This is a genomic window from Streptomyces sp. GS7 (genome assembly GCF_009834125.1).
In the GTDB taxonomy this organism is placed as follows: Bacteria; Actinomycetota; Actinomycetes; order Streptomycetales; family Streptomycetaceae; genus Streptomyces.
The window spans coordinates 2,498,731-2,523,969 of the sequence record NZ_CP047146.1; the positions used below are offsets into that span (position 1 = coordinate 2,498,731).

22 protein-coding genes and 1 pseudogene are annotated in these 25,239 nt (G+C 72.2%); 13 read left to right on the forward strand and 10 right to left on the reverse strand.

Annotation, left to right across the window (positions count from 1 at the left end; translation table 11 throughout):
- Positions 1-8 precede the first annotated feature (8 nt).
- Positions 9-1,625 (forward strand): TIGR03086 family metal-binding protein, encoded by a 1,617-nt coding sequence (locus GR130_RS10770; RefSeq protein ID WP_159509885.1) that lies wholly within the window; start codon positions 9-11, stop codon positions 1,623-1,625.
- Positions 1,626-1,956: 331 nt separating this feature from the next.
- Here the strand turns inward: GR130_RS10770 and GR130_RS10775 are convergent, their stop codons facing one another.
- The gene (locus tag GR130_RS10775) at positions 1,957-2,148 is read right to left on the reverse strand and encodes a hypothetical protein (RefSeq protein WP_159504511.1); all 192 of its coding nucleotides are present in this window, start codon (positions 2,146-2,148) and stop codon (positions 1,957-1,959) included.
- 187 nt (positions 2,149-2,335) lie between these two features.
- On the opposite strand from GR130_RS10775, the gene GR130_RS10780 reads away from it, so the two are divergent.
- The 3 genes from GR130_RS10780 to moaA all read left to right on the forward strand — a co-directional run bounded on the left by GR130_RS10780 (position 2,336) and on the right by moaA (position 5,493).
- A complete protein-coding gene (locus GR130_RS10780; protein WP_159504512.1) occupies positions 2,336-2,716 on the forward strand; it encodes a DUF485 domain-containing protein in 381 nt (126 codons plus the stop codon).
- Positions 2,713-4,344, forward strand: coding sequence for a solute symporter family protein (locus tag GR130_RS10785; RefSeq protein ID WP_159504513.1), 1,632 nt, complete (start codon positions 2,713-2,715; stop codon positions 4,342-4,344). Before GR130_RS10780 ends, GR130_RS10785 begins: the two co-directional genes overlap by 4 nt.
- Before the next feature lie 159 nt (positions 4,345-4,503).
- Positions 4,504-5,493: a GTP 3',8-cyclase MoaA gene (moaA, locus tag GR130_RS10790; RefSeq protein ID WP_159504514.1), complete on the forward strand. Its 990-nt coding sequence runs from the start codon at positions 4,504-4,506 to the stop codon at positions 5,491-5,493.
- Here moaA and GR130_RS10795 read toward each other — a convergent pair.
- The 5 genes and pseudogenes from GR130_RS10795 to GR130_RS10815 form a co-directional block, all read right to left on the reverse strand.
- Positions 5,476-5,712 carry a hypothetical protein gene (locus GR130_RS10795; RefSeq protein ID WP_159504515.1) on the reverse strand — a complete coding sequence of 79 codons (237 nt, stop codon included), beginning with the start codon at positions 5,710-5,712 and terminating at the stop codon, positions 5,476-5,478. The two genes, moaA and GR130_RS10795, sit on opposite strands and share 18 nt — an antisense overlap.
- Before the next feature lie 209 nt (positions 5,713-5,921).
- Positions 5,922-6,281: a DUF3099 domain-containing protein gene (locus GR130_RS10800; RefSeq protein ID WP_159504516.1), complete on the reverse strand. Its 360-nt coding sequence runs from the start codon at positions 6,279-6,281 to the stop codon at positions 5,922-5,924.
- Positions 6,282-6,604: 323 nt separating this feature from the next.
- Positions 6,605-8,008, reverse strand: a complete 1,404-nt coding sequence (gene tyrS / locus GR130_RS10805; protein ID WP_159504517.1) for a tyrosine--tRNA ligase — start codon at positions 8,006-8,008, stop codon at positions 6,605-6,607.
- Between the two features lie 121 nt (positions 8,009-8,129).
- A pseudogene (locus GR130_RS10810) lies at positions 8,130-9,551 on the reverse strand (metallopeptidase TldD-related protein); the annotation flags it as partial.
- An 85-nt stretch (positions 9,552-9,636) separates the two neighbouring features.
- Positions 9,637-11,169, reverse strand: a complete 1,533-nt coding sequence (locus tag GR130_RS10815) for a TldD/PmbA family protein (protein ID WP_159504519.1) — start codon at positions 11,167-11,169, stop codon at positions 9,637-9,639.
- 160 nt (positions 11,170-11,329) lie between these two features.
- Between GR130_RS10815 and fabG the strand changes: the two genes are divergently transcribed.
- Both fabG and fabI read left to right on the forward strand, forming a co-directional pair.
- Positions 11,330-12,034, forward strand: coding sequence for a 3-oxoacyl-[acyl-carrier-protein] reductase (fabG, locus tag GR130_RS10820; RefSeq protein ID WP_159504520.1), 705 nt, complete (start codon positions 11,330-11,332; stop codon positions 12,032-12,034).
- A 5-nt stretch (positions 12,035-12,039) separates the two neighbouring features.
- A complete protein-coding gene (gene fabI, locus GR130_RS10825; RefSeq protein ID WP_159504521.1) occupies positions 12,040-12,819 on the forward strand; it encodes an enoyl-ACP reductase FabI in 780 nt (259 codons plus the stop codon).
- Between the two features lie 79 nt (positions 12,820-12,898).
- Here the strand turns inward: fabI and GR130_RS10830 are convergent, their stop codons facing one another.
- Positions 12,899-13,582, reverse strand: coding sequence for a FadR/GntR family transcriptional regulator (locus GR130_RS10830; protein WP_159504522.1), 684 nt, complete (start codon positions 13,580-13,582; stop codon positions 12,899-12,901).
- A gap of 148 nt (positions 13,583-13,730) precedes the next feature.
- On the opposite strand from GR130_RS10830, the gene GR130_RS10835 reads away from it, so the two are divergent.
- The 4 genes from GR130_RS10835 (at position 13,731) to GR130_RS10845 (ending at position 16,299) form a co-directional block, all read left to right on the forward strand.
- On the forward strand, positions 13,731-15,065 hold the full coding sequence (locus tag GR130_RS10835; protein ID WP_159504523.1) for a CynX/NimT family MFS transporter: 1,335 nt from the start codon (positions 13,731-13,733) through the stop codon (positions 15,063-15,065).
- A 58-nt stretch (positions 15,066-15,123) separates the two neighbouring features.
- Positions 15,124-15,240, forward strand: coding sequence for an SGM_5486 family transporter-associated protein (locus GR130_RS41315; protein WP_258017738.1), 117 nt, complete (start codon positions 15,124-15,126; stop codon positions 15,238-15,240).
- 209 nt (positions 15,241-15,449) lie between these two features.
- Positions 15,450-15,668 carry a hypothetical protein gene (locus GR130_RS10840; protein WP_159504524.1) on the forward strand — a complete coding sequence of 73 codons (219 nt, stop codon included), beginning with the start codon at positions 15,450-15,452 and terminating at the stop codon, positions 15,666-15,668.
- A gap of 112 nt (positions 15,669-15,780) precedes the next feature.
- Positions 15,781-16,299 carry a SixA phosphatase family protein gene (locus GR130_RS10845; RefSeq protein ID WP_159504525.1) on the forward strand — a complete coding sequence of 173 codons (519 nt, stop codon included), beginning with the start codon at positions 15,781-15,783 and terminating at the stop codon, positions 16,297-16,299.
- Positions 16,300-16,457: 158 nt separating this feature from the next.
- Here the strand turns inward: GR130_RS10845 and serB are convergent, their stop codons facing one another.
- The gene (gene serB, locus GR130_RS10850) at positions 16,458-17,705 is read right to left on the reverse strand and encodes a phosphoserine phosphatase SerB (protein WP_159504526.1); all 1,248 of its coding nucleotides are present in this window, start codon (positions 17,703-17,705) and stop codon (positions 16,458-16,460) included.
- Positions 17,706-18,153: 448 nt separating this feature from the next.
- On the opposite strand from serB, the gene GR130_RS10855 reads away from it, so the two are divergent.
- Positions 18,154-20,715: an ABC transporter ATP-binding protein/permease gene (locus GR130_RS10855; protein ID WP_159504527.1), complete on the forward strand. Its 2,562-nt coding sequence runs from the start codon at positions 18,154-18,156 to the stop codon at positions 20,713-20,715.
- A 101-nt stretch (positions 20,716-20,816) separates the two neighbouring features.
- On the opposite strand, the gene GR130_RS10860 is transcribed toward GR130_RS10855, so the two are convergent.
- Entirely contained in the window at positions 20,817-21,569 is a 753-nt protein-coding gene (locus GR130_RS10860; protein WP_159504528.1) for a transglycosylase SLT domain-containing protein, read from the reverse strand.
- A 326-nt stretch (positions 21,570-21,895) separates the two neighbouring features.
- Positions 21,896-22,606, reverse strand: coding sequence for a nitroreductase family protein (locus GR130_RS10865; RefSeq protein ID WP_201304857.1), 711 nt, complete (start codon positions 22,604-22,606; stop codon positions 21,896-21,898).
- Positions 22,607-23,318: 712 nt separating this feature from the next.
- Between GR130_RS10865 and GR130_RS10870 the strand changes: the two genes are divergently transcribed.
- A complete protein-coding gene (locus GR130_RS10870; protein WP_159504529.1) occupies positions 23,319-24,476 on the forward strand; it encodes a GAF domain-containing sensor histidine kinase in 1,158 nt (385 codons plus the stop codon).
- The gene (locus GR130_RS10875) at positions 24,469-25,131 is read left to right on the forward strand and encodes a response regulator (RefSeq protein WP_159504530.1); all 663 of its coding nucleotides are present in this window, start codon (positions 24,469-24,471) and stop codon (positions 25,129-25,131) included. Before GR130_RS10870 ends, GR130_RS10875 begins: the two co-directional genes overlap by 8 nt.
- Positions 25,132-25,239 lie beyond the last annotated feature (108 nt).

Below are 25,239 nucleotides of genomic sequence, written 5' to 3' on the forward strand. Positions count from 1 at the left end.
TGGAGGGCATGTACGAGGACGGCACCGGCCTGCTCTCCATCGGCGCGCTGTCGCGCCTGACCGGCGTCTCGGTCAAGACCATCCGGAACTGGTCGGACCAGGACCTGCTGCCGCCCGCCGCCCGCACCCCCGCGGGCTACCGGCTGTACGGACCGGACGCCCCGGCCCGCCTGGAGATCGTGCGCAGCCTGCGCGAACTGGGCATCGGCACGGCGGCGATCCGCGCCGTCCTGCACCGCGAGAGGTCGCTCGGCGACACGGCGGAGCGCTGGGCGGACGCACTGGACGCGCAGATCCGCACCCTGCGGCTGCAGCGCTCCGTCCTGCGCACGGTGGCCGCGCGGGGCACCGCAGCAGAGGAGCTGCCGCAGATGACCCGACTCGCCCGCCTGTCGGCCGAGGAGCGCCGCCGGATCGTCGCCGACGTCGTCGAGGACGCCCTGGACGGGGTGGCCGCCCCCGCCTACCGCAGCGGCCTGCTGGCCGCCACCCCCGACCCGCCCGAGGACCCCACGCCCGAACAGCTCGACGCCTGGGTGGAGTTGGCCGCCCTGGTCCGCGACCCGGAACTGGGTGCCGCGCTGCGCCGGCTGGCCGAGTTCAGCGCTCGTACCGCCCCCGCGCAGCCGACCGGTGCGGCGGACGCGGGGGATCCCGACGCGGCGGATCCGGCCGCCGCGACCGAGGCCGCCGTCCGCGTCGCCGAGCTGATGCGCACCCGCGCCGATGCCGCCGTCGCCGCCGGCATCGCCCCGGACTCCCCGGTCGCCGAGCCCGTCCTCGCCGAGCTGATCGCCGCCTGGATCCCCACCCAGGCCACCACCCACGACCCGCCGGCCGAGGACGGCCCGGCCGCCCGCACCCGCCTGCTGGAGCAGCTGGAGACCGTCGCCGAACCCCTCGTCGAGCGCTACTGGCAGCTGCTCTGCACGGCCACCGGCCGCCCCGCACCGCCCCGTTGGGGGGCCGCCGGCACCTGGACCGCCGCCGCGCTGCGCGCCCACCGCACCCCGAGTGAGCCGGACCGCTCCGCGTTCGAGCGCCTCGCGGACACCGACCCGGAACGGGTGCTCGCCGGCTACGCGCAGGTGGCCCGCGACGTCGGTGCCCTGGTCGCCGCGGTCCGGCCGGACGACCTCCGGCTGTCGACCCCGTGCGCGGGCTGGACGGTACGCGAACTGCTGAACCACATGGTGTGGGAAAACCTGATGGCCACCTCGATCGCCGCCGGGGCGCCGCGCGGCGACCACACCGCCGACCATCTCGGCGACGGCCCCGACGGTCACATCGTCGCCTTCGAGGAGTCCGCGCGCACCGCCCTCGCCGTCTTCACCGGCAGCGGGATGCTGCACCGCACCTTCGGCCCGTACGAGGCGCCGGGCGGGCTGCTCGTGCAGCAGGTCACCGTCGAACTCCTCGCCCATGGCTGGGACTTGGCGCGGGCGGTCGGCGCCCCGACCGATCTGGCGCCGGAGGTCGCCGCCGAGGTCCTGGAGGCGGCCCGCCTGATCTACGGGGCGGCACCGCGCACCGAGGGCAGCTCGTTCGCCCCGGAGCGCCCCGCCCCGCCCGGCGCCACCGCCGCGGACCGCCTGGCCGCGTACCTGGGCCGGCTCCCGGACTGACCGCGCCGCCACGCGACGCGGGGTCGGCCCTCCTGGCACGCCACGCGGGCCGGGAGGCCGCCCCCCCACTTCCCGGCAGGTCCCCGGACCGATGGTGCGGCCGACCGCGTCAACGACGGCGACCTGACCGGCGTCGTCCTCGCAGTGGACATCGACCACGCCCTTGCCGGGTGCTCCACCCCTCCGCGAAACCGCCCGTACGCGGCGCCGCGCACCGGCGGAAGCGGGACGGGCGACGCCCTCGCCCCTCACCGGCCACCGGCAAGGGAACGCGGGGAAGCGCATCAGTCCAACAGAATTGACATACCGTCAGGCGTGCTGCCGGGGAAGGTCATTCGGGGCGGCGCAGGGTGCTCAGGCTCAGCGGCGGCAGGGCGATCCGCCGGCCGTACCAGCGCCGGGCGTCCGCCACCGGACGCGGCAGCGACGGCGCGAGGGCGATCGGCCCAGGCAGCCGGACGCTGCCGTACGGGCGCCGACGGGGACCGGGTCGCGGCGGGTCCTGCGGAGGCGGCGGAGTCATGCCCGGCTCAACGAAGCGCCACCCGTGCGGTGGCGGTCGGTGCGCCCATTCCCCCGATTTCTTCGGGAATTCAACCATCCATCCTCTGTCGCTCCGTAGTCGCCACCTCTACGATGCGTGATCTACGTCACTTATGCGGGCCTTATCGCTGCCCGTGGCACCAGCTCGCCGAGCGTCAGGAGACCGCGTGATCACCACCCCGTCCGCCGACCCCGGGCAGCACGACCCGCCCGACTACCGCCAGGTGCAGTCGAGCCCCGAGTTCACCGAACTCCGGCGCGCGCACCGCTCGTTCGCCTTCCCGCTCACCCTCGCCTTCGTCCTCTGGTACCTGGCCTACGTGCTGCTGTCGAGCTACGCGGGCGGCCTCATGGCCACCAAGGTCCTGGGCCACCTCAACGTCGCCTTCGTCCTCGGCATCGCCCAGTTCGCCACCACCTTCCTGATCGCCTGGTGGTACTCCCGGCACGCCGCCGCCCACCTCGACCCCCGGGCCGAGGCCATCAGGTCCGGCCTGGAAGACACCGCGCCCCACCGGGACGCCGAGGTGCAGGAGGCCGGCGCATGATCCTCGCCCAGCAGCTCCCGCTCGCCGCCGGCGGCGGCGCCGGCGAGCACCGCACCCTGATCGTCACCCTCTTCGCCGTCTTCGTCGCCGCGACCCTCGGCATCACCGTCTGGGCGGGCCGGCAGACCAAGGGGGCGGAGGACTTCTACGCCGGCGGGCGCCAGTTCAGCGGATTCCAGAACGGCCTGGCCATCTCCGGCGACTACATGTCCGCCGCGTCCTTCCTCGGCATCGCCGGCGCCATCGCCCTCTTCGGCTACGACGGCTTCCTCTACTCCATCGGCTTCCTCGTCGCCTGGCTCGTCGCGCTCCTCCTGGTCGCCGAACCGCTGCGCAACTCCGGCCGGTTCACCATGGGCGACGTCCTCGCCTACCGGATGCGCCAACGCCCGGTCCGGACCGCCGCCGGCACCTCCACCATCGTCGTCTCGATCTTCTACCTGCTCGCCCAGATGGCCGGCGCCGGCGCCCTGGTCACCCTGCTCCTGGGCATCACCAGCGAAGCCGGCAAGATCCTGGTCGTCGTCCTCGTCGGCATCGTGATGATCCTCTACGTCGGCATCGGCGGCATGAAGGGCACCACCTGGGTCCAGATGGTCAAGGCCGTCCTGCTGATCGCCGGCACCCTGCTGATCACCTTCCTGGTGGCGCTGAAGTTCCACTTCAACCTCTCCGCCCTGCTCGGCGCCGCCGCCGAGAACAGCGGCAAGGGCTCCGCCTTCCTGGAGCCCGGCCTCAAGTACGGCGCCACCGCCACCTCCAAGATCGACTTCATCTCGCTCGGCCTCGCCCTCGTCCTGGGCACCGCCGGCCTGCCGCACATCCTCATCCGCTTCTACACGGTCCCCACCGCCAAGGCCGCCCGTACGTCGGTGAACTGGGCGATCGGCATCATCGGCGTCTTCTACCTGATGACCATCGCGCTCGGCTTCGGCGCCGCCGCCCTCATCAAGCCCGCCACCATCACCGCCTCCAACAAGGCGGGCAACACCGCGGCCCCGCTGCTCGCCCAGGAGATCGGCGGCGGCGCGGGCTCCACCGGCGGCGCGATCCTGCTCGCCGTCATCTCCGCCGTCGCCTTCGCCACCATCCTCGCGGTGGTCGCAGGCCTCACCCTCGCCTCGTCCTCCTCCTTCGCCCACGACCTCTACGCCAACGTCCTGCGCAAAGGGCAGGCCACCGAGAAGGAAGAGGTCGCCGCGGCCCGCTGGGCGACCGTCGGCATCGGCGCCGTCGCCATCGTCCTCGGCGTCTTCGCCCGCAGCCTGAACGTCGCCGGCCTGGTGGCGCTCGCCTTCGCGGTCGCCGCCTCCGCCAACCTCCCCACCCTCCTCTACAGCCTCTTCTGGAAGCGCTTCACCACCCAGGGCGCGCTCTGGTCCATCTACGGGGGGCTGCTCTCGTCCGTCCTCCTCGTCCTCTTCTCACCCGTCGTCTCCGGCAAGGAGGCGTCGATGTTCCCCACCGCCCACTTCGCGTTCTTCCCCCTGGAGAACCCCGGCCTGATCTCCATCCCGCTGGGCTTCGCCCTCGGCTGGCTGGGCTCCCTCCTCTCCCGGGAGGAGCCGGATGCCGCCAAGTACGCCGAACTGGAGGTCCGCTCGCTGACCGGCACCGGAGCCCACTGAGCCGTCCCTACAGCACCCGGGCGGGGTGGCATCGTAGAGATCTACGACGCCACCCCGCCCACCTCGTGCTTCTCACGCCTCCTCAGTGTCGGACCCATCGCGTAGTCTCGAAGACGTTCTGATCCACACACCGATCCACACTCTCGGGGAGGGGGCCCAGTGCTCATCGACACGTACGGCCGCGTGGCCACCGACCTGCGCGTCTCGCTCACCGACCGGTGCAATCTGCGGTGCACCTACTGCATGCCCGAAGAGGGCCTGCAGTGGCTCGCCAAGCCCGACCTGCTGACCGACGACGAGATCGTCCGCCTCATCGGCATCGCGGTGCGCGACCTCGGCGTCGAGGAGGTCCGCTTCACCGGCGGCGAGCCGCTGCTCCGCCCCGGCCTGGTCGGCATCGTCGAGCGGGTCGCCGCGCTCGCCCCCCGGCCCCGGATGTCGCTGACCACCAACGGCATAGGTCTCCAGCGCACCGCCACCGCCCTGCGCGACGCCGGCCTGGACCGCGTCAACGTCTCCCTGGACACCCTCCGGCCCGACATCTTCCAGACCATGACCCGCCGCAAGCGCCACGCCGACGTGCTGGGCGGCCTGGAGGCGGCCCGCGCCGCCGGCCTCGCCCCGGTGAAGGTCAACACCGTCCTGATGCCCGGCCTCAACGACGACGAGGCCCCCGACCTCCTGGCCTGGGCCATCGCCCATGACTACGAGCTCCGCTTCATCGAGCAGATGCCGCTGGACGCCCAGCACGGCTGGAAGCGCGACGGCATGATCACCGCCGGTGACATCCTCGCCTCGCTGCGTACCCGCTTCACGCTCACCCCCGAGGAGCAGGACGCGCGCGGCTCCGCCCCCGCCGAGCGCTGGATCGTCGACGGCGGTGCGCACCGCGTCGGCGTCATCGCCTCGGTGACCCGCCCGTTCTGCCGCGCCTGTGACCGCACCCGGCTGACCGCCGACGGTCAGGTCCGCACCTGCCTCTTCGCCACCGAGGAGACGGACCTGCGCGCGGCCCTGCGCTCCGGCGCCCCCGACGCGGAGATCGCCCGCATCTGGAAGCTGGCGATGTGGGGGAAGAAGGCCGGCTCCGGCCTCGACGACCCCGCCTTCCTCCAGCCCGAACGCCCCATGTCAGCCATCGGCGGCTGACCGCTCCCACTCCTCCAGCGCCACCACGTCCTTCAAGAACCCGCGGACGGCCAGGAACTGCGACAGATGCTCCCGGTGCTCGTCACAGGCCAGCCAGGTCTTGCGCCGGTCCGGCGTGTGCAGCTTCGGGTTGTTCCACGCCAGCACCCACACCGCGTCCGCGCGGCAGCCCTTGGCGGAGCAGATGGTGACATTCTCGGAAACGTTCGGGGAGTTCACGCCCTCAACCCTACGTCCCGCACCCGCGCTCATGATCCTTCGGACATGACGACGCCGGGCAGCCACGGGGGGAGCCGCCCGGCGTCGGTCCGTCGCTCCGACGGGGGATGCGGAGCGCGTACGCAGTATGTCACGGGGGATGGCATGCGGTGCACTGGAACCGCATGATTGATCTGAGCTTTTCTTGAGCTTTGCAGACGCGGGGGTTCTCAGCCGCGCTCCTCATCGGGCTCCGAGGGCTCGTGCGCCGGCCGTTCCGCAACCGGTTCCGCCGGCCCCGAGGTCAGCATCCGCCGGGCCGGCTTCACGAACGTCGACGGCAGCGAAGGGACGTTCTCCCGCCCGGCGTTGGCGATCACGACCGCGATGTACGGAAGTCCTATGCCGAGCACGAGCGTCGCAATGGCAACGGGCCGCTCGACGTTCCACAGCACGGCGGTGAGCACGACGGCCACCGTCCGTACGGCCATCGAGATCACATACCGCCGCTGCCGTCCCCGCACGTCCTCGGACAGCCCCTGGCGAGCCCCCGTGATCCGGAAGGCTTCGACGTTGCTGTGCTTCCGCATCACGTTCCACCACCTGCTCGGTCGCGCCGGATTCTCCCCACTTTCCGGTCAGTTCCCACGGTACGCCGCCGCCTCCCGCGCTACGAGACCGGGTCGCGTCGTTGGCGTACGGGGGTGTCCCGCGGATGCCGTAGCGCTCTCCGTCCCCCCTCCCGTGTCGCCGGCTTCCGAGCGGTGGGGGCTGGGGAGCATTCCGGTGCGGCCCCTCCGCCCCCCACCCACGGGCAGGCGGCGAAGTGGCGCTCCGCCCCCACCCGCGGAGAGAGGTGGAGCGTTGTCCCGGCCCGCATGGCGGGAGAGCCGACGGCGTACCGCGCAGAGCCCTAGCGGCCGGCGATCTGGGCCAGCTTGCGGCCGGCCTTGAGGTACGCGGTGCCCTCCACGTCGGACAGCTTCTCCGTCAGGACCTCGGACAGCGGGCGCACCGCGTCCGCCTCGGCGAGGACCACCGTCGACTGGCCGTCCGCGCCCTCGACCACCAGCCGCAGCGCGTTCTGCTTCGCCAGCCGGCGCGCCGCCGAGGCGCTGGCCGTGAACTCCAGGACGGTCGTCAGCACCGCGGCCACCGTCGACGCACCGTGCTCGGCGGCATCCACGACCGGCAGCGACTCCACATCCGCGAACGACTTCTTGGAGAACTGCGCCACGAACCCGGCCCGCGCCGCCATCGCCGCGTCCAGCCCGTACAGCGCCGTCACGACCTCGCCGGCGAGGATCTTCTTGAGGTCCATCGGGTGCAGCGACCGCTCCGAGACGCGGCCCAGGACGAGCGCGATCTCCGCGTCGGTCCACTCCGTCCACGCCTTGAGGTACGGCTCCATCAGCCGGTCCGGCACCGACATGATCTTGCCGAACACGTCGTCGGCCGGTGCGCTCAGACCGACGTAATTCCCCTTGGACTTGGACATCTTGGCGCCGGTGCCGTCCGTGCCCTCGATCAGCGGCATGGTCACCACGAGCTGCGGTCGCTGCCCGCGCAGCTCCATCAGCTTGCGGCCCATCTGGAGGTTGAGCAGCTGGTCGGAGCCGCCCAGCTCCACGTCGCACTCCAGCGCCACCGAGTCCAGGCCCTGGGCGATGGGGTAGAGCAGCTCGGTCATGGTCAGTCCGGAGCCGGCCGCGAGGCGGTTGCGGAAGTCCTCGCGCTGCAGCAGCTGCGAGGCCGGCACCTGTGCGAGCAGCGCGAGCAGCTCCGGGAAGGTGTACGGCGCCAGCCACTCGCTGTTCTGCCGGAAGCTGACCTTCTCGAAGTCGAAGAAGGGGCGGACCTGTTCGCGGTACGTGGCGAGGTTGTGCGCGATGTCCGCGTCGGTCAGCGGCGGCCGTTCGGCCGTACGGCCCGACGGGTCGCCGATCTTCGCGGTGAAGTCGCCGATGATCAGCGTGACGTCGTGGCCGAGGCGCTGGAAGCGGCTCAGGATGATCAGCGGTACGGCGTGCCCCAGGTGCACATCGGTCGCCGTCGGGTCGATGCCCAGCTTGATGTGCAGGCCCTTGCCGGCCGCCCGGCGCTCCTCGATGCGCTCGGCCAGCCTCTCCACGCCCGGCAGCACCTCGACCGTACGGGCCGCGATCAGCTCGGCCTGCTCCTTGGCGGGCAGGTCCGTCAGGTCGAGATAGCGCCGCGCGCCGGTCTCCTTGAGCAGCTCCTTGACGGTGTCGTCGGAGGAGAGGTCGGTGGAGAGCAGTGTGCTGGCGCGGGCGACGGATTCGCCGAGGCGTGTCATGGCGTCCCTGATCGATCGTGGTTCCCCGAGGGGAGGACAGGCCGACAGTCTATTAGGCCGGTCCCGTACACCCGGCCGTACACCCGCCCCCGGGTGGGCCGGCCGGGACGCCGGTGCCGTCGCCCCGGCTGACCGAGCTCATGTTGAAGTCCGGCACCCGCAGCGCCGGCATCGCCGCCCGCGGGAAGTAGTCGCTCCATTCGCGCGACAGCGTCCGCTCGGTACGTCCCGCCTCCACCGCCCGGGACAGCAGGTCGACCGGCGACTCGTTGAACCGGAAGTTGTTGACCTCGCCGACGACCTCGCCGTTCTCGACGAGGTAGACGCCGTCCCGGGTCAGCCCGGTCAGCAGCAGCGTGGCCGGGTCGACCTCGCGGATGTACCAGAGGCAGGTCAGCAGCAGCGCCGGCCCTTCGTGGCCCGCGGCGGCGACCATCTCGTCCAGCGAGCGCGAACCGCCGCCCTCCAGAAGGAGGTTGTCGACGGCCGGCGCCACCGGCAGTCCGGTGAGCGCGGCGCTGTGCCGGGTGGTCGGCAGCCGGTCCAGGACCCCGTCGCGCATCCAGTCGGTGGCGGTCAGCGGCAGCCCGTTGTCGAAGACCGAGGCGTCGTCGCCGGAGGCGTGCGCCAGGACGAACGGTGCGCACTCCAGCCCGGGGGCCCGCGGGTCGCTGCGCAGCGTCAGCGGCAGCGCGGAGAGCCGCTCGCCGACCCGGGTGCGCGCGGCGCCTTCCCCCTCGCCCGCCTTGGAGAAGACCGTACGGCCCTCCGCGGCGTCCCGGGCCCCGGACGACCACAGCTGGTAGATCAGCAGGTCGGCGACGGCGGTCGGCGGCAGCAGCGTCTCGTAGCGGCCGGCGGGCAGCTCGATCCGCCGCTCGGCCCAGCCCAGCCGGCGGGCCAGCTCGGCGTCCAGCTCCCTGGGGTCGACGTCGGTGAAGTCGCGGGTGGCCCGGCCGGTCCACGCGGAGCGGCTGCGGTCCGGCGACTTGGCGTTCAGCTCCAGCACCCCGGTGGGCTGGTCGTGCCGCAGCCGCAGCCCGGCGGAGGTGCCCAGATATGAGGAAACGACCCCATGTTGGGCGAAGCCGTACAGCTCCCGGCCGCCGGCGCCGGCCTGCCGGAAGGACTCCCCGAGGGCCGGTGCGAAGGCCGCGAAGACGTCCGGGGAGGTCTCGGCGGGTGCGGCGGTGAAGTCGTGGGACACCTTCTCGCCGGCGACCAGCGGCTGCGCGTCCTCGGCGGGCCCGGCGTCGCGGGCCGCCGCCTCCGCGGCCCGTACCAGCGGTTCCAGGTCGTCCGCGGTCACCGCGGACCGCGAGACCACCCCGGCCGCGGTGCCCCGGGCGCCGTCCACGGTCGCCACGACGGTCAGCGTCCGGCCGCGGGTGACGCCGTTGGTGGTGAGGGCGTTGCCCGCCCAGCGCAGGTTGGCGCTGGAGTGCTCGTCGGCGATGACCACGCAGCCGTCGGCGCGGGACAGCTCCAGCGCCCGCTCGACGATCTCGTGCGGCCGGTTGCTGCGGATGCTGCGCGGACTCATCGCCCCGCCTCCTGGCTCGTGTTGAGACTGTGCCTGCCCGGGGGGCGACCCCCGGACCCCCGGCCGATTCGGTGGTGGCGGCTGTTCATCGGCCGGCCTCCCGCGTCGTGTTGAGGATGTTGACGCCCTCGAATACCGCGGAAGGGCAGCCGTGCGAGACCGCCGCGACCTGGCCCGGCTGCGCCTTGCCGCAGTTGAACGCACCGCCCAGGACGTAGGTCTGCGGGCCCCCGAGAGCGGTCATCGACCTCCAGAAGTCGGTGGTGGTGGCCTGGTAGGCGACGTCGCGCAGCTGGCCGGCCAGCCGGCCGTTCTCGATCCGGAAGAAACGCTGGCCGGTGAACTGGAAGTTGTAGCGCTGCATGTCGATGGACCACGAGCGGTCGCCGACCACGTAGATGCCGCGCTCCACGCCAGCGATCAGCTCCTCCGTGGAGGGCCCGTCGGGCGCCGGCCGGAGTGAGACGTTCGCCATCCGCTGGACCGGAACATGGCTGGGGGAGTCCGCGTACGCGCAGCCGTTGGAGCGTGGAAAGCCCGTCAACTTGGCCATTCTGCGGTCGAGTTGGTAGCCGACCAGGGTGCCGTTCCGGACCAGGTCCCAGGACTGGGCGGCCACGCCCTCGTCGTCGTAGCCGATCGTGGCGAGCCCGTGCTCGGCGGTCCGGTCGCCGGTCACGTGCATGATCGGCGAGCCGTATGCCAGCTTCCCCAGCTGGTCGAAGGTGGCGAACGAGGTCCCCGCGTACGCCGCCTCGTAGCCCAGCGCCCGGTCGAGTTCGGTGGCGTGGCCGATCGACTCGTGGATCGTGAGCCAGAGGTTGGACGGGTCCACGACCAGGTCGTACGTGCCGGGCTCGACACCGGGTGCGCGCATCTTCTCGGCGAGGTGCTCGGGGATGCGGGCCAGTTCGCCGTCCCAGTCGTAGCTGCCGTCGGTCAGGTACTCCCAGCCGCGCCCGACGGGCGGTGCGAGGGTGCGCATCGACTCGAAGTCGCCGCCGGCCGGGTCCACCGCGACGGCGGTCAGCTGCGGATGCAGCCGGACCCGCTGCTGGGTGGTGCTGGTGCCCGCGGTGTCCGCGTAGAACTTGTTCTCCTGTACGGCCAGCAGGGAGGCGTCGGCGTGCGCCACGCCCGGCGCCGCCAGCAGCCGCGCGCTCCACTCCGCCAGCAGCCCGGACTTCTCCGCGTCCGGCACCGCGAAGGGGTTGATCTCGTACGCGGAGACCCAGGTGCGGTCGGGGTACGCGGGCTCCGCCGCCAGTTCGACCTGCTCGCCGGACCCCGCGGCCTCGATCACCTTCGCCGACAGCCTGGCCATCGCCACCGCCTGGCCGGCCACCCGCGCCGCGGCGTCCATCGTCAGGTCGACCCCGGACGCGAACCCCCAGGCGCCGCCGTGCACCACGCGGACCGCGTACCCGAGGTCGGTGGTGTCCGAGGTGCCCGACGTCCGGGCGTCCCGCAGCCGCCAGGAGGCGCTGCGCACCCGTTCCAGGCGGAAGTCGGCGTGCTCGGCGCCCAGCGCGCGGGCGCGGGCCAGCGCGGCGTCGGCCAGCGCGCGCAGCGGCAGCGCGAGGAAGGTCTCGTCAAGGTCGTGGGGTGCAGCGGGCACGGCGTCCTCCCGTAGTCGGCGGATGCATCATGCCCCGGATCTGTGGAGACCCGACAGTGACCGGGGCGCGCCCCTGTTCGGGCCCGATTCCCCGTATCGGTGCCGTGACCGCTAGTTTCGTACCGAACGCAAGACGACAGGACACGGAAAGGGTGATCTCTTGAGCCGCTCGGTTCTGGTCACCGGAGGCAACCGCGGCATCGGCCTGGCCATTGCCCGTGCCTTCGCCGAGGCAGGCGACAAGGTCGCCATCACCTACCGCTCGGGCGAGCCGCCCGCCGGTTTTTTGGCCGTGAAGTGCGACATCACGGACCCCGAGCAGGTCGAGCAGGCGTACAAGGAGATCGAGGAGAAGCAGGGCGCGGTCGAGGTGCTGGTGGCCAACGCCGGCGTCACCCGCGACCAGCTGCTCATGCGGATGTCCGAGGAGGACTTCAGCTCGGTCCTGGAGACCAACCTCACCGGCACGTTCCGGGTGGTCAAGCGCGCCAACCGCGCGATGCTGCGGGCCCGCAAGGGGCGGATCGTCCTGATCTCGTCGGTGGTCGGCCTGATGGGCGCCGCCGGCCAGGCGAACTACGCCGCCTCGAAGGCCGGTCTGGTCGGCTTCGCCCGTTCGCTCGCGCGTGAGCTGGGCAGCCGCAACATCACCGTCAACGTCGTCGCGCCCGGTTTCGTGGACACGGACATGACCCGGGTGCTCAGCGACGAGCAGCGGGAGAGCATCGTGAAGCAGGTGCCGCTGGCGCGTTACGCGCAGCCCGAGGAAGTCGCCGCCTCGGTCCGTTTCCTGGCTTCCGACGAGGCCGCGTACATCACTGGAGCCGTCATTCCCGTCGACGGCGGATTGGGCATGGGGCACTGAGCACGATGACGAACACGAGCGGAATTCTCGCCGGCAAGCGCATCCTGATCACGGGTGTGCTGATGGAGTCCTCGATCGCCTTCCACGCGGCCAAGGTCGCGCAGGAGCAGGGCGCCGAGGTCATCCTGACCGCGTTCCCGCGGCCGACGCTCACCGAGCGCATCGCCAAGAAGCTGCCCAGGCCGGCCAAGGTCGTCGAGCTGGACGTGACCAACCAGGAGCACCTGGACCGGCTGGAGGGCGTGGTCCGCGAGGAACTGGGCGGCCTGGACGGCATCGTCCACTCCATCGGCTTCGCCCCGCAGGACGCCCTGGGCGGCAACTTCCTCAACACGCCCTACGAGTCGGTCGCCACGGCCATGCACGTCTCGGCGTTCTCCCTGAAGTCGCTGACCATGGCCTGCCTGCCGCTGATGCCGGACGAGGGCGGCTCGGTGGTCGGCCTGACCTTCGACGCCCAGTTCGCCTGGCCGCAGTACGACTGGATGGGCCCGGCCAAGGCCGCCCTTGAGGCCACCAACCGCTACATGGCGCGTGACCTCGGCAAGCGGAACATCCGCTGCAACCTCATCTCGGCGGGCCCGATCGGCTCGATGGCCGCCAAGTCCATCCCGGGCTTCTCGGACCTGGCCAAGGTGTGGGACACCCGCTCCCCGCTGCAGTGGGACATGGCCGACCCGGAGCCCGCGGGCCGCGGCATCGTCGCCCTGCTGTCGGACTTCTTCCCGAAGACCACCGGCGAGATCATCCACGTCGACGGCGGCGTGCACATGATGGGCGCCTGATACCCGTCGCGCTTCCGTACCGCCCGTCCCGGTCCTGCCGGGGCGGGCGGTACGCGTTTCGGGGCCCGGAGCCCGCGGATCAGTCGCGCTCCACGAGGGTGCCCCGGCACCCGAAGGAATGGGTGCTCGCCTCGGAGGCGGCCAGGTCGCCGTCGCCCGCGCGGATCGCCGCCACCAGGCGGGCATGGTCCATGTGCGCCTCGGGCCGCAGCACCTCGCCGACGTCGGCCCGCAGGAACTCGCGCAGCACGCCCCCGAGGTCGGCGTAGATCTCGGCCAGTACGTCGTTGTGCGAGGCCGCCACCACCGCCATGTGCAGGGTCGCGTCCGCCTCGACGAACGCCTCGGCGGCACCGGACCGCCAGGCGTGCTCGCGCCGTTCCAGCAGCGCGTCGAGCTGCCGCAGGTCCGCTTCCGTGCGGCGGTCGGCGGCCAGCCGGGCGGCTGCCGCCTCCAGGGCGCTGCGCAGCTCGGCGACGTGCACGGGGTCGGCCTCCGCGAACCGGCGGTTCATGACCCCGGCGAGCTCGCTGGTCGCGACCACGTAGGTGCCGGACCCCTGCCGGATGTCGAGCAGTCCGTTGTGCGCCAGAGCCCGGACGGCCTCGCGGACGGTGTTGCGGGCCACCCCGAGCTGCTCCACGAGCTCCGGCTCGGTCGGGATGCGGGACCCCACCGGCCAGTCGCCGGACGTGATCTGGGCGCGCAGCTGCGCGATCACCTGGTCGGCCAGGGCGGACCGGCGGGGCGAGGTCAGGGGCATGGCGGGGCTCCGGGGTGCGGGGGCCTGTGGGCCGGAAGGACGGTGGCGGCGCGGGCGGGCTGCCGGGGGCCGGGCCGCCGTGGGGGCCTGATGAGGCTACCGACAAAGACTGGACAACCATTCATCCCATGATTCTATGATGGCTCGCATGGCACATCACGACCTCGCGACCCTCGGCGCGGCCGCCGAGCCCTCGACGACCTCCCCGCCCCAGCTCCCCGACGGTGCCGGCCCGTCGCGGCCCGCCGCCGAAGAGGCTGTACCGAAGCACTCCCGGGAAGCCGGACCCGCCGCCCGCTGGCTGCCGCGGATCGTGATCGCCGGTCTCGTCCTGGCCGCACTCAACCTCCGCCCCGCCATCACCAGCCTCGGCGCGCTCATGAAGGAGGTCCGCGACGGGCTCGGCATGAGCGGCACCGTCGCCGGCCTGCTGACCTCCGTACCGGCCCTGTGCTTCGCGGTGTTCGGCATCGCCGCGCCCCGGCTGGCCAGGCGCTGGGGGCCAGGCGCGATCGTGTGCGCCGGTATGGCGGCGATCGCGGTGGGTGTCGCGGTACGGCCGTACGCCGGCGGCACCGCCGGCTTCCTCGCCGGCAGCGCCCTGGCGCTGGCCGGAATCGCGGTCAGCAATGTCCTGCTGCCGGTGGTCATCAAGACCTGGTTCCCCCGGCGGGTCGGCCCGATGACCGGGCTGTACTCGATGGCGCTGGCCCTGGGCACCTCGCTCGCCGCGGCGCTCACCGTTCCCATGACCGGTGCGCTGGGCGGCAGTTGGCGCACCGGCCTGACCGTCTGGGCGCTGCTCGCCGCGCTCGCCGTGCTGCCCTGGCTCGTCGTCGTACGGCAGCGGCGGACCGCCCCGGAGGCGCCCCGGAGCGGTGCGCGGGCTCCCGGGGCGGCGCCCCTGCGGATCACCTCGTCGCCGACCGCCTGGGCGCTGGGCGTCTTCTTCGGCCTCCAGGCGACCGCCGCGTACATCACGATGGGGTGGATGCCGCAGATCTTCCGCGACGCCGGGGTCTCGGCGGGCACCGCGGGCGTGCTCCTCGCCGTCACGATGGCGGTCGGTGTCCCGCTCTCCTTCGTGCTGCCCTCGCTGGCGTCCCGGATGCGGCACCAGGGTCCGTTGGTGGCGGTCCTCGGGCTCTGCGGGCTGGCCGGTTACACCGGGCTGTGGCTGGCCCCGGCCACCGGCTCCTGGGCCTGGGCGCTGCTGATGGGCGTCGCCAACTGCGCGTTCCCGCTTGCCCTGACGATGATCGGGATGCGTGCGTCGAGCCCCGCCGGGGTCGTCAAGCTCTCCGCCTTCGCGCAGAGCGTCGGCTATCTGATCTCCATCCCCGGGCCGCTCCTGGTCGGCACGCTCTACCAGCACAGCGGCGGCTGGGGGCTGCCGATCGCGCTGATGGCCGGGCTGATGGTGCCGCAGATCGCGGTGGGCGTGCTGGCCGGCCGGGACCGTCGTATCGAGGACGAGCGGTGAGCGCCCTGGGGTGAGCCCTGGCCGGACGGGCGCGGACGGCGGGTGCGACACTGGGCGCATGCCAGTGCTCGAACCGAATCCGCAGGGCAGCCAGAAGAAGCTGCTGCTCGTCCTGGGCCTCATGCTCGGGGTGACCGTCGTCGTCGCGATCGTCGCGAGTATCGCGGCGCCCTGAGCGAGCGGCGGCCCGGCCCGGGGACACCGGAACCGGGCCGGCGGTGGGGATATCCCCCCGTCCCCTAGGGGGCCGGTGTCAGGGACAAGTGGGTGGCTTCCCGGATGGGAACGGCCGCCGGAGATCCGTAGTTTCGAAGTGCACCGCACAGCGCGGTGGGCGCACCGCAGCGGTGGTGCGCCGTCCTTCGAACCGCTCTGGAGACCGCCATGTCCGCCGCGTTCCACCGCCCGTCCGCAGCGAAGGCCCCCGGCCTGTGGGAGGCGCTGCCGTGGTGGGCGCTGGCGCTGCCGGTGGTCTCCTTCATAGCCCTGCTGGTGCTGGTGGCGAATCCCGGCGAGGCGAGCGCGGCCGGTGCGGGGAGTGTTCCGCAGGGCCTGGCGCCGCTGCTGGATTTCCTCGCCCGCGTGGTCGGGATCGGCAGGTGAGCGCCGTGCGCGCCCGGGTGCGCACGGCGGCGCCGCCCGGGGGGTCACCCGGCAGGGGGGAGCGCTTCAACACCCCGAGCCGGGCGCGGGGATTCATGCGAAGCTGGGACACATGAGCGTCGATACACCCCGCCGGATTGTCCTGCTCCGACACGCGAAGGCCGAATGGTCGGAGGTGGACGACCACGACCGTCCGCTTACCGATCGTGGCCGCAAGGATGCCCCGGTCGCCGGCCGCTGGCTGGCCAGGGCGGGGGTCACCCCCGACCTGACCCTGTGCTCGACCGCCGCCCGCACCCGTGAGACCTGGAAGCTCGCCGTCCACGAGCTCCCGCAGCGCCCCAAGACCGTCTATGAGGAGCGGCTCTACGAAGCCTCCCTCGGCGAGCTGCTCGCGCTGCTGAACGAGACCTCGGACGACGTCAGCGATCTGCTGGTGGTCGGGCACAACCCGGGGATGCACGCCCTCGCCGACGCCCTGGCCGGTGAGGCCGACGGCGATCTGCTGCCGCAGATGCACCGCAGCGGCTTTCCGACGGCCGCGATGGCCGTGCTCACCTTCAACGGTTCGTGGAAGGCGGTCGAGCACGGCGTGGGGCGCCTCGTCGCGTACTGGACGCCGCAGGACTGAGACCGCCGGCCGCTGTCGGCGGGACGGCGAGCGGCCGGGACGGTGGAAGACCGGGCATGAGGCCCCGGCGCGGGATGCGCCGGGGCCTCATGCCGTTGTTGATGTCCAGCCGGTCGGCCGGTGCCGGGGTGCCACGGCCGGCGGAGTGTCTCCGCAGGTCACTCCACGTGGGTGTCGGCCGCCTCGACCTCTTCGCGGGTGACGCCCAGCAGATAGAGCACGGCGTCCAGGAACGGCACGTTGACCGCGGTGTGCGCGGCCTCGCGCACCACGGGCTTGGCGTTGAAGGCCACCCCCAGGCCGGCCGTGTTGAGCATGTCCAGGTCATTGGCGCCGTCGCCGATCGCGACGGTCTGCGCCAGCGGCACCCCCGCCTCGTGGGCGAACCGCCGCAGCAGCCGGGCCTTGCCGGCCCGGTCCACGATCTCGCCGGTGACCCGTCCGGTGAACTTGCCGTCGACGATCTCCAGGGTGTTGGCGGAGGCGAAGTCCAGCCCCAGCTCCTCCTTGAGCGCGTCGGTGACCTGGGTGAAACCGCCCGAGACGACGCCGACTTGGTAGCCGAGCCGCTTGAGTGTCCGCACGAGGGTGCGGGCACCGGGGGTGAGCCGCACCTCCTTGCGCACGGCGTCGACCACGGACGCGTCCAGCCCGCGGAGCAGCTCGACCCGGGCGTGCAGCGACTGCTCGAAGTCCAGCTCGCCGCGCATCGCTGCGGCGGTCACCGCGGCGACCTCCGCCTCGCACCCGGCGTGCGCCGCGAACAGCTCGATGACCTCGTCCTGGATGAGGGTGGAGTCGACGTCCATGACGACCAGCCGCTGCGCCCGGCGCTGGAGCCCGGCCGCGACCACCGCGACATCCACCCCGAGCACCGCGGCCTCGGGGGCCAGCACGCTGCGCAGTGCCGCGGTCTCCGCACCGGAGACCGCGAACTCGACCGCCGTCACCGGATACTTGGCAAGCCGGAAGATCCGGTCGATGTTGCCGCCGGTGGCCGTTATGGCGGCGGCGATCGCGGCCGTCGACTCGGCGGTGAGCGGATGCCCCAGCACGGTGACGTGGGACCGTCCGGTGCCGCGCGGACGGTTGTCGCCGCGGCCGGAGATGATCTCCGCCTGGAGGTTCAGCGACTCGGCCCAGCTGTGCACGGTCGCCCGGAGGTCGCCCTCTGTCGAACCGTAGGAGCCCTCGGCGGGGGAGGGGGCGGTGACCAGTGCGCACAGCGTGATGCGCCCCCGGGTCACCACCTGCTCGATGTCCACGACATCGACGGAGTAGGCGGCGAGGGTGTCGAAGAGGCCCGCGGTGATGCCGGGCCGGTCCTTACCGAAGATCTTCACGAGGAGGGTCGGTACGTCGTCGCCTGGTGCGGCGGTGGCAGGCGGGGTCTGCGATGCGCTCATGGTGCCCTTACGGTAACCGGCGGGTGGCCGCGCCCGTACGGGTGTCCGGGGTTCGGACCGCGGGTCCGCCCGACTGCCGCGCCCGCCGCCGGAGCGCCCCCGGGGCGGCCGGCCGCGGGGGGTCGTCGTTGATCGTTATGGACTCGTGTCCGGGCCGTTCTGTTGTACCGGCCCGGGGGAGTGGGCCGGCGCCCCAACTCGCCTTTTGGTAGGGCGTTTTCGGCCGCGCGGGGCCATATGGAGCGGGATGCACCACCGGTATTCCCGTGATTGCCGGGCATTTCGGGCTCTTCCGGCCCTCCGGGAGGGTTCGCCGGGCCCCAACTGGAGCCCCACGCACCCCGGTCGCGTCCCGGTTTCCGGTCCGCGGGCCGAGCCTGAAATAGTTCCTCACGATGTTCGCCATCCCTAGACTTCCCATACAGGGCGTCACTCGGGGGACTATGTAATGGGGCGTGGAGTGCCTGAACTCGTACTCGAATTGAACGGAAGGACCTGGACGCTCGATCCGTCCAGGTCCTACAGCGTGGGCCGCGATCCGCAGGGCGACATGGTGCTCGACGACGCCAGGGTCTCCTGGCGGCACGCCACCGTCCGCTGGTCCGGACAGAGCTGGATCGTCGAAGACCACGGCAGCACCAACGGCACCTACGTCCAGGGCCGCCGGATCCAGCAGCTGGAGATCGGACCCGGCACCGCGGTGCATCTGGGCAACGCCACCGACGGCCCCCGGATGAGCCTGTCCGCCGCCGCGGCGCCCGCCGACGCCTACAGCGCGCAGCCCGCGACGGCGCCGCAGCAGCAGGGCTGGCAGGCGCCGCCCGCGCAGCAGCAGGCTCCGCAGCCGCCCGCCCAGCAGGGCTGGCAGGCCCCGCCGCAGGGCCAGCAGCCGCCGTACGTCCCGCAGCAGCAGGCGCAGCAGCCGCCGCAGGGCGGGCCCCGGCAGGCCGTTCCCCCGCAGCGGCCCGACGGCGCCCAGGGGCGCCCGGCCCCGCAGGCCCAGGGCGACCGCAGCCCGACCACCTTCCACCGCCTGGACACGGGCCGCGTGATGCGGATCGGCCGTGCGCTGGAGAACGAGCTGGTCGTCTCCGACCTCCAGGTCTCCCGCCACCACGCCGAGTTCCGGGCCACCCCCGACGGCCGGTTCGAGATCCGCGACCTGGGCAGCCACAACGGCACCTACGTCAACGGCCAGCCGGTCCCCAAGTCCGGCACCGCGCTGATCGGCCCGAACGACACCGTCGGCGTCGGCCACTCCACCTTCCGGCTGGTCGGCGACCGCCTGGAGGAGTTCGTCGACACCGGCGAGGTCTCCTTCTCGGCCCGCCACCTGACCGTCACCGTCGACGGCGGCAAGCAGATCCTCAAGGACGTCTCCTTCGGCGTCCCCGAGAAGTCGCTGATCGCCGTCATCGGCCCCTCCGGCTCCGGCAAGTCGACACTCCTCAAGGCGCTGACCGGCTACCGTCCCGCCAACCAGGGCGACGTCCTCTACGACCACCGGAACCTCTACAAGCACTTCGCCGAGCTGCGCCAGCGCATCGGCCTGGTCCCGCAGGACGACATCCTCCACAAGGAGCTGACCGTCCAGAAGGCGCTGCGCTACGCCGCCAAGCTCCGCTTCCCCGGCGACACCGCGGAGTCCGAGCGCGAGGCCCGCATCGGGGAGGTGCTGCGCGAGCTCAAGCTCGACGTACACAAGGACAAGAAGGTCACCTCGCTCTCCGGCGGCCAGCGCAAGCGCGTCTCGGTCGCCCTGGAGCTGCTGACCAAGCCCTCGCTGATCTTCCTGGACGAGCCGACCTCGGGCCTGGACCCGGGCATGGACCGCGACGTCATGCAGCTGCTGCGCGGCCTGGCCGACGACGGCCGCACGGTCCTGGTCGTCACGCACTCGGTGGCCGAACTCGCCCTGTGCGACCGGCTGCTGGTGATGGCACCGGGCGGTTCGGTGGCCTACTTCGGCCCGCCCGAGGAGGCGCTGAACTTCTTCCAGTACGAGACCTGGGCGGACGTCTTCTCGGCGTTCGAGAACTACCGCGACTACGACTGGGCGGGCCGCTGGCGCGGATCCCCGCACTTCCAGCTGTACGCCGCGGACGTCGACTCGGTCGCCCCGCAGTCGGTCGGCGTCCAGGCGCCGCCGGCCCGCATCCAGAAGTCGCAGAGCTGGGGCTCGCAGCTGTGGACGCTGATGCGGCGCTATGTCTCGGTACTCGCCTCCGACCGCGGCTTCCTGGCCCTGATGGTGATCCTGCCGGCGGTGCTCGGTGTGGTCTCGCTGCTGATCCCCAGCGACTACGGCCTCGGATACGGCCCGGCGAACAGGCACCAGACCAACCGCGACGCGAGCACCATCGCGCTGATCCTCGCGGTCGGCATGTGCTTCTCCGGCGCAGCCAACTCGGTCCGTGAGCTGATCAAGGAGCGGGTCATCTACGAGCGCGAACGGGCCACCGGCCTGTCGCGGTCGGCGTATCTGATGTCCAAGGTCATCGTGCTCGGGGTGGTCACCGCCATCCAGGGCGTGATCATCTCGGCCATCGGCTTCTCCACCCGCAAGATGCCGGCCGAGGGCCTGATCATCGCCAAGAACCCGGCGATCGAGATGGCGCTGGCGATCATCGCCCTCGGCTTCACCTCGATGATGGTCGGCCTGATCATCTCCTCGCTGGTCAAGACCGCCGAGAAGACCATGCCGCTGCTGGTCATGTTCGCCATCGTGCAGGTCGTCTTCACCGGCGTGCTCTTCCAGCTGTTCGACACCGCCGGCGTCTCCCAGTTCTCCTGGTTGATGCCGTCCCGCTGGGCCGTCGCCGCGCTGGGCGCGACCGCCGACATGAACACCCTGCTGCCGTGGGAGCTGGGCCACCCCGACCCGCTGTGGAAGCACCAGACCGGCGTCTACGTGATGGACGTGATCATCCTGCTCGCGCTGGGCGTCGGGCTCGCCTTCGTCGTCGCGCGGCTGCTGCGCCGCCACGAGCCGGAGGTCATGCGCAAGTAGCGCGCGCGGTCACCGCATGGCAGCGCCGAGGGGCGGCACCCGATCGTGGGTGCCGCCCCTCGGCGGTGTGCGCGGTGGCCGCGGCTCGTGGAACGTCCGGCTCAGTAGGCCGAGTTGACGTTGTCCATGGAGCCGTACATCGCGGCCGCGTACTTGCAGGCGGCGGTGATGTTGGCGACCGGGTCGTAGATGTTCCAGGAGGTGCCGGGCACGTGGTACCGGCGGAAGGTCGGGTCGATGACCTGGAGCAGTCCCTTGGACGGGATGCCCTTCTGCGCGTTGGAGTCCCAGAGGTTGATCGCCATCGGGTTGCCGGACGACTCCCGCATCAGGTTGCGGTAGATGCCGTTGTAGCTGCCCGGTATGCCGTGCGCGGCCATGACGTTCAGCGACTGCCGGATCCAGCTGTCCACGGTGTGGCCGTAGGTCTTGATCGTCTTCGGGGCGGCGGGGGCGGCCGCGGGGACGGCGGCGGGAAGGGCGGCGGGAAGGGCGGTGCGGGTCTCGGAACGGCTCGCGGTCACCGTGGCCTTGTGGTCCTGCTCGGCCTTCGCCTTGGCGGCCGCCTCGGCCTTCGCCTTCGCCGCCGCGGCCTCGGCCTTGCCCTGCGCGGCGGACTCGTCGGCCTGCTTGGCGATCGTGGCCTGCTGCGCCTGGGCGGCGATGTCGACCGCGCTGAAGGCGACCGGCTTCACGTTCACGTTCTGGGCGGCGGCCTCGCTCTTGCCCTGGCCGGCATCTGCACCCGGGACGACGGCGAAGACCAGCGCGGCGGCACCGGCGGCGGCGACACCGGCGGCGGAGAGCTTGTGGGTGCGGGTCAGGTTCAGACCGGAAAGAGAGTGCTTGGGCATGGCGGGACGACCTCTTCTAATGGGGGACATCGCACGGGCCTTGAGCGGCGCAGAACGCCGAGTTCTGATCACGGCGCCGAGCGACGGGAGCCATTCTTAGCGGCCGGAAATTCGCCGGGCAACGGTGTGACGTACGACCCGGGTTAGTGGAACCGGGGGTGCCCGAAATGCGTCCAGTACGTCATTTCCGCAGCTCACGCGGTCTTTATGTGTCCACTAACCGGGGCCGTAAGTGATGTGCGTCCTATGCGCGGGGTCACACCGGGCGGAGGATTATCTCGCCAGCGGTAATTGCACACGCACATCCTGTGCGCATTCTGTGGGCGTCAGACCTCGACCATCACCTGGTCAAGGGACTTTCGTACCAAATCGGGCACTTGGCAGTCCGTCGCCGGGTACCCCACGGGGATCACCGCGAACGCCTTCTCGTTCCCGGGCCGCCCCAGGACCTCCTGGAGGAACCGCATCGGGCTCGGCGTGTGCACCAGCGCCGCCAGCCCCGACAGGTGCAGGGCGGACAGCAGCATGCCGACCGCGATGCCCACCGACTCGTCCACGTAGTAGTGCTTGCGCCTGCTGCCGTCCGAGCCCAGCCAGTGCCGCTGCTGGAAGACCACGATCAGCTGCGGCGCGTCCGTCAGGTGCGGCTTCACCTCGTCGGTACCCAGTGGCCGCAGCGCCGCCAGCCACTCCTCGCCCAGCCGCCCCTCGTACGAGCGGCGCTCCTCGGCCTCCGCCGCCGCCCGGATCCGGCGGCGCACCTCGGGGTCCTTGACCAGTACGAACGTCCATGGCTGCTGATGCGCCCCGGACGGCGCGGTGGCAGCACAGGCGATCGCGTCCCGCACCACCTGCTCCGGCACCGGGTCGGCGGCGAACTGCCGCACCGTCCGACGCCGGTCCATCCGCTCCCGCAGTTCGGCGGCCCGGGCCAGCGACTCGGCGGCCGGCATCCGCGCGGGCCGGTACGGCACCGGCCGGTAGGGCTCTCCGTGGGTCGGCGTCCAGTTCTGGGGGGAATCCGTTGAAGGCGACATGTGCCGAGTCTGGAACCCGGCCCGGCGGCACCAGGGGTGGATCGCCGAATTCCTGCCACGGACGGCGTCGCGCCACCGCCGCCGCGTACGCGCGCCGCGGCGCCCTCCGGTCCCACCGCGGCCGGCATCAGGAGATGCGGGGCGGTGGGCCCGTGCAGCCCGGCGGGGAGGCCGTTCGCCGCCCGCCCGCGCCCGCCCGCCCCGGCCACCGACTCCAGCGCCCGTACGGCCGTGGTGCCCTCCGCCGTGATCCGCCCGCCCGGCGCGAGATCGGCGCGAACCGCACCCCGTACTCATCGGCCGGGCCCCGCCCGCTGCCGCCCCGCCCGTCTGGCACCTCAATCTGTCATTCCCCTATATAGGGGGACAACGACTCATGAACCCCAGAACCGGACTAAAGGGAATAATCGGTAGACAAGGGAGAATCGGTAGATCGGGAAGGACCGGCGACCCGCGACGACGGCAGCGCCTCCCGCGCGAGCCTCAGCGGTGCCGCCATGACCGCCCCGGCATGTCCGCGTCCCCTCGTCCGGGCCGGGCCGGGCCGGGCCCGCTGCCCCGCGCCCGCGTCCGCACCGTAGGGATCGGGCCGCCCCGGGGCGTCGGCCGCCGGACGGGCCGCCCGGGGGCCTTCGGCCTAGGCCCGCGGTCGGAGAGGCGGGGTGCCGGTGGACCGATACGGGCCGGTCAGCCCGCCGGTACGGTTGAGGCCATGACCAACGGACCGGGAGCCGGGATCCCCGCGGTGAGCACCGCGATCCTGGCGATGAGCAGGCATCTGGAGGTACGCGACGTCCTCAAGACGATCGTCGCCTCGGCCCGTGAGCTGCTGGACGCCGAGTACGCCGCCCTCGGGGTGCCCGACGATCACGGAGGCTTCGCCCAGTTCGTGGTGGACGGCGTCAGCGCCGAGCAGTGGAAGGCCATCGGCCCGCTGCCCCGCCAGCACGGCATCCTCGCCGCGATGCTGCACAACGCCACCCCGGAGCGGCTCGCCGACGTCCGCGAGGACCCCCGCTTCGGGGGCTGGCCCTCGGCCCACCCGGACATGTCCGACTTCCTCGGCCTCCCGGTCGCCGACGGCGACGAGATCCTCGGCGCCCTCTTCCTGGCCAACAAGCGCTGCCCCAAGGCACCTTCTTCCCGCAGGGACGGCTGCGGCTTCACCGAGGAGGACGAGCGACTGCTCGGCATACTCGCCCAGCACGCCGCCATCGCCCTGACGAACGCCCGCCTCTACGAGCGCAGCCGCGAGCTGACCATCGCCGGCGAGCGCGCCCGGCTCGCACACGAGCTGCACGACGCGGTCTCCCAGAAGCTGTTCTCGCTCCGGCTCACCGCCCAGGCCGCGACCGCCCTGGTCGACCGCGACCCGGCCCGCGCCAAGGACGAGCTCCACCAGGTCGCCGCGCTGGCCGCGGAGGCCGCCGACGAACTCCGCGCCGCCGTGGTCGAGTTGCGCCCCGCGGCCCTGGACGAGGACGGCCTGGTCGCCACCCTGCGCTCCCAGGTCCAGGTCCTCGACCGCGCCCACTCCGCACGCGTCACCTTCGCCGCCCACGGCGTACGGGCGCTGCCCTCCGCCCAGGAGGAGGCCATGCTGCGGGTCGCCCAGGAGGCGCTGCACAACGCCCTGCGGCACTCGGGGGCCGGGCGCGTCGAGGTGACCCTGACCCGGTCCGGCCAGGGCGCCCTGCTGCGCGTCGCCGACGACGGCCGCGGCTTCGACACCCGCGTGGTCCGCCGGGCCGGCCGACACCTCGGCCTGGTCTCGATGCGTGATCGGGCCGGCGGCGTCGGGGGCAGGCTCACCGTGGATTCGGCGCCCGGCAAGGGCACCGCTGTCGAGATGGAGGTGCCCGGTGGCTGAGAGCGACAAGGGCGAACGCCGCCCGATCCGCGTCCTGCTCGTCGACGACCACCAGGTCGTACGCCGCGGTCTGCGCACGTTCCTGGAGGTCCAGGACGACATCGAGGTGGTGGGGGAGGCGTCCGACGGCGCCGAGGGCGTCGCCGCCACCGAGCAACTGCGCCCGGACGTCGTCCTGATGGACATCAAGATGCCCGGCACGGACGGCATCGAGGCGCTCCGCCGGCTGCGCGAACTCGACAACCCGGCCAGGGTGCTGGTCGTCACCAGCTTCACCGAACAGCGCACCGTCGTCCCGGCGTTGCGCGCCGGCGCGGCCGGCTACGTCTACAAGGACATCGACCCGGACGCGCTGGCCGGCGCCATCCGCTCCATCCACGCCGGGCACGTACTGCTGCAGCCCGAGGTGGCCGGCGCGCTGCTCTCCCAGGAGGACAACAACGGCGGCCAGGGGCGCGGCACTTCACTCACCGACCGGGAGCGCGAGGTGCTCGGCCTGATCGCCGACGGCCGCTCCAACCGCGAGATCGCCCGCGCGCTGGTGCTGTCCGAGAAGACCGTCAAGACGCACGTCTCCAACATCCTCATGAAACTCGACCTCGCCGACCGCACGCAGGCCGCGCTGTGGGCCGTCCGGCACGGCATCGGGGCCTGAAACACAGGGGAGTCGGGCATCGGACGGGGCGTCAAACCTATTAACCGAACGTCGCCTCGCAGATCCGAGATTCATACTGTCGTGTATACGTAGCCCGTTTGGCGTATC

What these genes read in the sequence shown, in the direction of transcription:
- GR130_RS10770 (WP_159509885.1), top strand. Translation starts at nt 9, where the DNA reads ATGTACGAGGACGGCACCGGCCTGCTCTCCATCGGCGCGCTGTCGCGC.
- GR130_RS10775 (WP_159504511.1), bottom strand. Translation starts at nt 2,148, where the DNA reads ATGACTCCGCCGCCTCCGCAGGACCCGCCGCGACCCGGTCCCCGTCGG.
- GR130_RS10785 (WP_159504513.1), top strand. Translation starts at nt 2,713, where the DNA reads ATGATCCTCGCCCAGCAGCTCCCGCTCGCCGCCGGCGGCGGCGCCGGC.
- GR130_RS10800 (WP_159504516.1), bottom strand. Translation starts at nt 6,281, where the DNA reads ATGCGGAAGCACAGCAACGTCGAAGCCTTCCGGATCACGGGGGCTCGC.
- tyrS (WP_159504517.1), bottom strand. Translation starts at nt 8,008, where the DNA reads ATGACACGCCTCGGCGAATCCGTCGCCCGCGCCAGCACACTGCTCTCC.
- fabI (WP_159504521.1), top strand. Translation starts at nt 12,040, where the DNA reads ATGACGAACACGAGCGGAATTCTCGCCGGCAAGCGCATCCTGATCACG.
- GR130_RS10830 (WP_159504522.1), bottom strand. Translation starts at nt 13,582, where the DNA reads ATGCCCCTGACCTCGCCCCGCCGGTCCGCCCTGGCCGACCAGGTGATC.
- GR130_RS10835 (WP_159504523.1), top strand. Translation starts at nt 13,731, where the DNA reads ATGGCACATCACGACCTCGCGACCCTCGGCGCGGCCGCCGAGCCCTCG.
- GR130_RS41315 (WP_258017738.1), top strand. Translation starts at nt 15,124, where the DNA reads ATGCCAGTGCTCGAACCGAATCCGCAGGGCAGCCAGAAGAAGCTGCTG.
- GR130_RS10840 (WP_159504524.1), top strand. Translation starts at nt 15,450, where the DNA reads ATGTCCGCCGCGTTCCACCGCCCGTCCGCAGCGAAGGCCCCCGGCCTG.
- GR130_RS10845 (WP_159504525.1), top strand. Translation starts at nt 15,781, where the DNA reads ATGAGCGTCGATACACCCCGCCGGATTGTCCTGCTCCGACACGCGAAG.
- serB (WP_159504526.1), bottom strand. Translation starts at nt 17,705, where the DNA reads ATGAGCGCATCGCAGACCCCGCCTGCCACCGCCGCACCAGGCGACGAC.
- GR130_RS10855 (WP_159504527.1), top strand. Translation starts at nt 18,154, where the DNA reads ATGGGGCGTGGAGTGCCTGAACTCGTACTCGAATTGAACGGAAGGACC.
- GR130_RS10860 (WP_159504528.1), bottom strand. Translation starts at nt 21,569, where the DNA reads ATGCCCAAGCACTCTCTTTCCGGTCTGAACCTGACCCGCACCCACAAG.
- GR130_RS10865 (WP_201304857.1), bottom strand. Translation starts at nt 22,606, where the DNA reads ATGTCGCCTTCAACGGATTCCCCCCAGAACTGGACGCCGACCCACGGA.
- GR130_RS10870 (WP_159504529.1), top strand. Translation starts at nt 23,319, where the DNA reads ATGACCAACGGACCGGGAGCCGGGATCCCCGCGGTGAGCACCGCGATC.